The organism is Williamsia herbipolensis, assembly GCF_000964005.1.
Taxonomy (GTDB): domain Bacteria; phylum Actinomycetota; class Actinomycetes; order Mycobacteriales; family Mycobacteriaceae; genus Williamsia_A; species Williamsia_A herbipolensis.
Genome location: NZ_JXYP01000017.1, coordinates 24,928 through 31,300, shown reverse-complemented (window position 1 = coordinate 31,300; position 6,373 = coordinate 24,928). Strand labels below are relative to the sequence as shown.

Below are 6,373 nucleotides of genomic sequence, written 5' to 3'. Positions count from 1 at the left end.
GTGCCGGGGTCGGCGCGGACGGAGTAGGCGTCGCCGGGGTCGGGGCGGCCGGTGCGGGTGCCGCTGCGGCCGCGGCCGAGGCGGGGCTCGGTGCGGACGGCTTGCGACCGCCGGGCTTGGCGCCGGAACCGGGCGTCGGTGCGGTGGTCGACGCACCGTTGCCGGTCGAGCCGTTCTGGGACGACCCGTTCTGGGCCGCCGGGGCCGACGAGGCCGCCGGCGCGCCGGAGGCGGCCGGGAAGGACTCACGCAGTCGACGCGCGACCGGTGCCTCGACGGTGGATGACGCTGATTTGACGAATTCGCCCTGCTCGCTCAATCGAGCCAGGACTTGTTTGCTCGTGACGCCGAGTTCTTTTGCCAACTCGTGCACGCGGGCCTTGCCTGCCACTGCTCTCCTCACTTGGAGGTCGAGCGGGCTGCCCGCTGCGACCTCGGATTACGTTAGAAACGTGCTCATCGTGGGAACTTCACGGTGTGCTCATGTCTTCTGCCACCCGTTCTGCCGGGGACTCGCGTCCTCGGCTCTCGACCGGTCACCGATGTGACCGGCTCGTACCTACGGTCGTGATGCAACCGTCTCCTACTTCGTGCTCAGGCCACGCCGACTCGGCCATCTCGCGTTCGAGACGGTCGGCGTCGGCGGTGAGTCCTGGCACCCTGAGCGCCGGTCCGAAGGCCTTGCGCCGCACCGCCGCCCGGACGCAGTCCGGACTGTGGTGCAGCCAGGCACCACGCCCCGGCATGGTGGAGGTGCGGTCGATCGTCACGACCGGCGCACCCTGCTCAACTGCTGCCACGACCCGCACGAGATCTGCGGCCGCGGCCCGCGTCCGACAACCGATGCACGTTCGCACGGGACCGGTGGTCGTCAGCGCTTTTTCTACCATCGGAGAGTCTACCGCCCGCCGCAAATCGCCGACGCCACGACACCGCGCCGGGTGTCGTCCCTCAGGGTCGTTCGGCCGAGCCGGCCGCCTCGGCGGCGATCTCGGCGTCGGACCGGATGTCGATGCGCCACCCGGTCAGCCGGGCGGCCAACCGGGCGTTCTGGCCCTCTTTGCCGATCGCCAGCGATAGTTGGTAGTCGGGGACGACGACGCGCGCCGCCTTGGCCACCGGGTCGACCACGGTCACCGACACCACCTTCGACGGTGACAGCGCATTGCCCACGAACACCGCCGGGTCGGTGTCGAAGTCGATGATGTCGATCTTCTCCCCCGCCAACTCGCTCATCACGTTGCGCACACGCTGGCCCATCGGACCGATGCAGGCGCCCTTCGCGTTGAGGCCGGCCACCCCGGTGTGGACGGCGATCTTCGACCGGTGGCCCGCCTCGCGCGCGACCGCGACGATCTCGACCGACCCGTCCTCGATCTCGGGCACCTCGAGGGAGAACAGCTTGCGCACGAGATTGGGATGGGTGCGCGAGAGGGTGATCTGGGGGCCGCGGGCACCGCGGGCGACGCCGACGACGTAGCACTTCACGCGGTCACCGTGCTTGTAGGTCTCGCCGGGGACCTGCTCGGCCGAGGGCATGACGCCCTCGGTGCCGGTGGCCTCGCTGCCGATCCGGACGATGACCATGCCGCGGGCGTTGGCCCGCGAGTCCTGCTGGACCACGCCGCCGACGATCTGGCCCTCGTGCGCCACGTAGTCGCCGAAGTTCTTCTCGTTCTCCGCGTCGCGCAGGCGCTGGAGGATCACCTGACGGGCGGTCGTCGCGGCGATGCGACCGAAGCCCTCGGGGGTGTCGTCCCATTCGGAGATCAGCTGGTCGTTCTCGTCGCGGGTCTGGGCCATGACCCGCACCGCGCCGGTCTTGCGGTTCACGTCGATCCGCGCGTGCTGGGCGAAGCCCTCGGTGTGGCGGTAGGCGGTGATCAGTGCGGTCTCGATGGCGGTGATCACCGTGTCGATCGGGATCCCCTTGTCGGACTCGATCATCCGCAGTGCGGCGATGTCGATGTTCATGCGTGTCCTCTCGTGGCGTCTGGTGCCGCGGCGTCGGTGGCGGAGTGCGGGTCGTCGTCGGGGTGGTGGATGTCGACGAGGTCGGCGTCGCCACCGGGTTCCTCCCACAGCGCCACCGGCGCGCGGGTGTCGGTCTCCTCGCCCAGCCCGCAGAGGTGGCGCTCGTCGCGGGTGGCGCGACCGAAGTCGACCTGCACCACCGCGGTGGCGACGTCGTCGACCGACAGCGTCCGGGCGGTGCTGCGTCCGCGGTCGGTGACGACGATGTCGATGGTGGCCTCGTCGGCGGCGAGCCGACCGACGCGACCGGCGAGCGTGGTCCCGTCGGCGAGGTCGACGACGACCTTGCGACCTTGCGCGCGGCGCCAGTGCCGCGGCCGGGTCAGTGGACGGTCGATCCCCGGCGAGGTGACCTCCAGGGTGTAGCGCAGTGCGCCCAGAACGGGCGGATCGGCGGCGTCGAGGACCTCGGATACGGCGCGGCTGAGGTCGGCGAGGAGGTCGAGGTCGCCGCCCTGCTCGGAGTCGACGATCACCCTGACCACACTGCGGTCGCCGGAACGGTGCACGATCACGTCGTCGAGGTCGAAGCCCGCGTCGCCGACGACCGGGGAGATCATGACGCTGATCGCCTGGCTGTCATCCGCCATGGGGCGCCTCCTCGTCTGAAGTTGTCGCGCAACGTCGCTGCGCATCGTGGCCGTCGGGTCGTCGCCGCGGGCGCCGGTTCGTGATGATCGAACGCGACCCGTCGTGCCGACCGTGGTGCGAGTGGTGAGTTTACCCCGTCGCCGGGGGTGCTCCGGTCCACGCCGGACCGGCGGTCGGCTGGCAGTATGAACACCCGTGACCGTCGCCCGACCCACCCTCGTCCCCCGATCCGTCGTGTCCCGGCGTGGCCTCCTGCGGAACACCGCGGCGGTGTCGACCGGCGTGGTTCTCGGTGCCGGGGTGCTCGCGGCATGCGGTGACAGCGCCGAGATGACCGAGGACATGCGGATCGCGCAGCAGCTGGAGCCGCTGTCGGTGGCTGCGTCGGTCGATGCCGCCGCGGCCACCGCGCTGGCCGCCCGTGCGCCCGACCGTGCCGCGGCCCTCGCCGTGATCGCGGCCGAGCGCCAGACCCACGCCACCCTGATCAACGACGAGATCGCACGCCTGTCCCCCGACCTCGCACGGCCGAGCTCGACCTCGGGGGTGGTCGCCGATCCGTCACCGGTGACGACGACTGGCGGCGACCCCGCACCGACGTCGGCGGCACCGTCGGTGCGCGACGCGGCGGCCCCGGTGACCACCGTCGACGACCTGCGCGCACGCCTGAGCGATGCCCGGTCGGCTGCGGCAGGCCTGGCGATCGCGGGGCAGGGCTATCGCGCGGGCATGCTCGGTTCGGTCGCCGCGGCGCTGACCGCCGAGATCGAGGTGCAGCTCGCATGAGTGAGGCCACCGACGCCCTCGCAGCCGCGGTCGAGGCGGAGAACGCCGCCGTCTTCGTCTACGGCGTGGCCGTGGCCTACGCGGCCGCATCCCGGCGCGACACCATCGCCGACTACACCGCCGAACACCGTTCCCGGCGTGACGAACTCGAGCGTCTGATGCTGGCGGCGAAGGTCACCGCCCCGCTGCCGGCCGCGGGGTATGTGCCTCCGGTGTCGATCACCGACCCGGTGACCGCGATCCAGGCCGTTCTCGCCGCCGAACAGGACTGCGCCCGCGCCTACCGCGCGCTGCTCGAACGCGCCGACGACCGGTCGCAACGACAGGCCGGTGTCGACGCGCTCAGCGACTCGGCGCGACGAGCCGCGACCTGGCGTCTGGTGCTCAGGATCTCGCCGGCGACTGTCGCGTCACCGGGCGCCCAGAGCTGACCGCACGTCGGCGACGGGGATCTCGCTGACCGCCCCGGTCGCGCGGACGCGTACCTCCACGAGGCCGTCGACGAAACCGCGACCGACGACCACGATGTAGGGCGTACCGAGCAGCTCGGCGTCCTTGAACTTCACCCCGGGCGAGGCCTTGCGGTCGTCGAGCAGCACCTCGCGTCCCCAGGCGTCGAGATCGGCGGCCAGCTCGTGGGCGCCGGTGACGATGGCCGGATCCTTCGCGTTGGCGATGACGACGTGGACGTCGAACGGCGCCACCGACTCCGGCCAGCACAGGCCCTTCTCGTCGTGGGTCTGTTCGGCGATCACCGCGACCAGCCGCGACACCCCGACGCCGTACGAGCCCTGGATGAGGCGGACGGGCTTGCCGTTCTCACCGAGCACGTCGACCTCGAACGCGTCGGTGTACTTCTGCCCCAGGGAGAAGATGTGACCGATCTCGATGCCGCGGGCCGACACCAGCGTGCCCGTGCCGTCGGGCGACGGGTCGCCGTCGCGGATGGCGGCGGCCTCGACCGTGCCGTAGGCGACGAAATCGCGCCCGGCGACGAGACCGACGACGTGCTTGCCCTGCTCATCGGCACCGGTGATCCAGCTCGTGCCGTCGACGACACGGGGATCGACCAGGTACCGGACCCCGTGGGCGATCAGGCCGCGCGGACCGATGTAGCCCTTCACGAGGAACGGATTCGCGGCGAAGTCGGCCTCGTCGAGGAGTTCGACGGACGAGGGTTCGAACGAGGCCTCGAGCCGCTTCATGTCCACCTCGCGGTCGCCGGGGACACCGACGCCGACGATCTCGGGTTCCTTGCCCGGCACGATCACCTTCACCATGACGTTCTTGAGGGTGTCGGCGGCGGTCACGGGCCGGTCGAGGGTCGCGTTGGCCCAGTCGACGAGGGTCGCGATGGTGGGGGTGGAGCCGGTCTCGTACACCGTCGCCTCGGGCTGACCCTCGATAGGGATCGCCGGCGGACTGGGGGTGACGACGGCCTCGACGTTGGCGGCGTATCCCGATTCCGGCGAGCGGACGTAGGTGTCCTCGCCCACCTCGCTCTCGGCGAGGAACTCCTCGGACGCACTCCCGCCCATGGCCCCCGAGGTGGCCGCGACGATGACGTAGCGGACGCCGAGGCGGGCGAAGATCGCCTGATAGGCCTCGCGATGGGCGTTGTAGGAGGCTTTCGTGCCCGCCTCGTCGAGGTCGAACGAGTACGAGTCCTTCATCACGAACTCACGGCCGCGCAGGATGCCGGCGCGGGGGCGTTCCTCGTCGCGGTACTTGGTCTGGATCTGGTACAGCGTGACGGGCAGGTCCTTGTACGACGAGTACTCCCCCTTCACCAGTTGGGCGAAGAGCTCCTCGTGGGTGGGGGCGAGCAGCATGTCCGCACCCCGACGGTCCTTGAGGCGGAACAGGGCGTCGCCGTACTCGGTCCACCGGCCGGTGGTCTCGTAGGGCTCACGCGGCAGCAGCGCGGGCAGCGAGATCTCCTGCGCCCCGATGCGGTTCATCTCCTCGCGCACGACGTTCTCGACTCGGCGCAGAACCCGCAGACCCAGCGGCAGCCAGCTGTACACACCGGGCGCGACGCGCCGGACGTAGCCGGCGCGCAGCAGCAGCTTGTGGCTCGGCACCTCCGCGTCGGCGGGGTCGTCGCGCAGGGTGCGCAGGAAGAGGGTCGACATACGGGTGATCACGGGTAGTCAGCCTAGTTGCTCGCGAACCCGCCGCTGCCGGCCGCTAGCGTGGACGATCGTGCTCATCATCCTGCCGCCGTCGGAGACCAAGTCCGACGGAGGGCGTGGCGCCCCTCTCGATCTCGCCGCCCTGTCGTTTCCCGCGCTGACCCCCATCCGACAGCGCCTCGCCGCGGCCCTGGTCGATCTGGCCGCCGACCCCGAGGCCAGTGCCACCGCACTGGGGCTCGGTCGCACCCAGCTCGACGAGGTCGCGCGCAACGCCACGCTGTTCACCTCACCGACCCGACCGGCGATCGAGCGGTACACCGGCGTCCTCTACGACGCCCTCGACGTCGGGGGTCTCACCCGAGCCTCGCGGACGAAGGCGCGCGATCGGCTCGCCGTCGGGTCGGCGTTGTTCGGGGTGGTCCGCGCGGGTGACCCGATCCCGGCGTATCGCCTCTCGGCGGCGTCGCGGCTGCCGGGCCTCGGGACACTGGCGTCTCAGTGGAAACCGGCTCTGTCGGCCGCTCTCGACGACCTCGACACCGACGTCGTCATCGATCTGCGGTCGGGCGGTTATCGGGCACTGGGGCCCGTCGCCGGGTCGATCGAGGTGACGGTGCTGACCGAGAACGCCGACAGATCACGCAGCGTGGTCAGCCATTTCAACAAGCATCACAAGGGCGTGATGGCACGGACGCTGGTCTCCACGCGACGGTCGGTACGCGACATCTCGTCGCTGGCGTCGGTGGTGGCCGACGGCGGTCAACGCGCCGAGATCGCCTCCGACCGCGAACTGGTCATCCTCACCGACTGAACCGACCGTCGGG

General features: G+C 70.8%; 8 protein-coding genes. 3 read left to right on the top strand and 5 right to left on the bottom strand.

Going from position 1 to position 6,373, the window contains the following annotated elements; all coding sequences use genetic code 11:
• From TU34_RS08660 to rimP, 4 genes are all read right to left on the bottom strand, one after another.
• Positions 1–391, bottom strand: a 391-nt coding sequence (locus tag TU34_RS08660; RefSeq protein ID WP_045822475.1) for a translation initiation factor IF-2 N-terminal domain-containing protein, incomplete at its 3' end; no start/stop codon positions are given.
• Positions 392–536: 145 nt separating this feature from the next.
• Positions 537–890, bottom strand: a complete 354-nt coding sequence (locus TU34_RS22965) for a YlxR family protein (protein WP_082080049.1) — start codon at positions 888–890, stop codon at positions 537–539.
• A 61-nt stretch (positions 891–951) separates the two neighbouring features.
• Positions 952–1,974 carry a transcription termination factor NusA gene (nusA, locus tag TU34_RS08655; RefSeq protein WP_045822474.1) on the bottom strand — a complete coding sequence of 341 codons (1,023 nt, stop codon included), beginning with the start codon at positions 1,972–1,974 and terminating at the stop codon, positions 952–954.
• Positions 1,971–2,624, bottom strand: coding sequence for a ribosome maturation factor RimP (gene rimP, locus TU34_RS08650; protein ID WP_065973547.1), 654 nt, complete (start codon positions 2,622–2,624; stop codon positions 1,971–1,973). The genes nusA and rimP overlap by 4 nt, the downstream gene beginning before the upstream one ends.
• A 196-nt stretch (positions 2,625–2,820) precedes the next feature.
• On the opposite strand from rimP, the gene TU34_RS08645 reads away from it, so the two are divergent.
• Complete coding sequence (locus tag TU34_RS08645) at positions 2,821–3,411, top strand: hypothetical protein (RefSeq protein ID WP_045822473.1); 591 nt, start codon at positions 2,821–2,823, stop codon at positions 3,409–3,411.
• The gene (locus TU34_RS08640) at positions 3,408–3,842 is read left to right on the top strand and encodes a ferritin-like domain-containing protein (RefSeq protein ID WP_045822472.1); all 435 of its coding nucleotides are present in this window, start codon (positions 3,408–3,410) and stop codon (positions 3,840–3,842) included. The genes TU34_RS08645 and TU34_RS08640 overlap by 4 nt, the downstream gene beginning before the upstream one ends.
• On the opposite strand, the gene TU34_RS08635 is transcribed toward TU34_RS08640, so the two are convergent.
• A complete protein-coding gene (locus TU34_RS08635; protein WP_203225427.1) occupies positions 3,822–5,546 on the bottom strand; it encodes a proline--tRNA ligase in 1,725 nt (574 codons plus the stop codon). The two genes, TU34_RS08640 and TU34_RS08635, sit on opposite strands and share 21 nt — an antisense overlap.
• A 70-nt stretch (positions 5,547–5,616) precedes the next feature.
• On the opposite strand from TU34_RS08635, the gene yaaA reads away from it, so the two are divergent.
• Positions 5,617–6,360: a peroxide stress protein YaaA gene (yaaA, locus tag TU34_RS08630; protein ID WP_045822470.1), complete on the top strand. Its 744-nt coding sequence runs from the start codon at positions 5,617–5,619 to the stop codon at positions 6,358–6,360.
• The last annotated feature ends 13 nt before the right edge of the window (positions 6,361–6,373 follow it).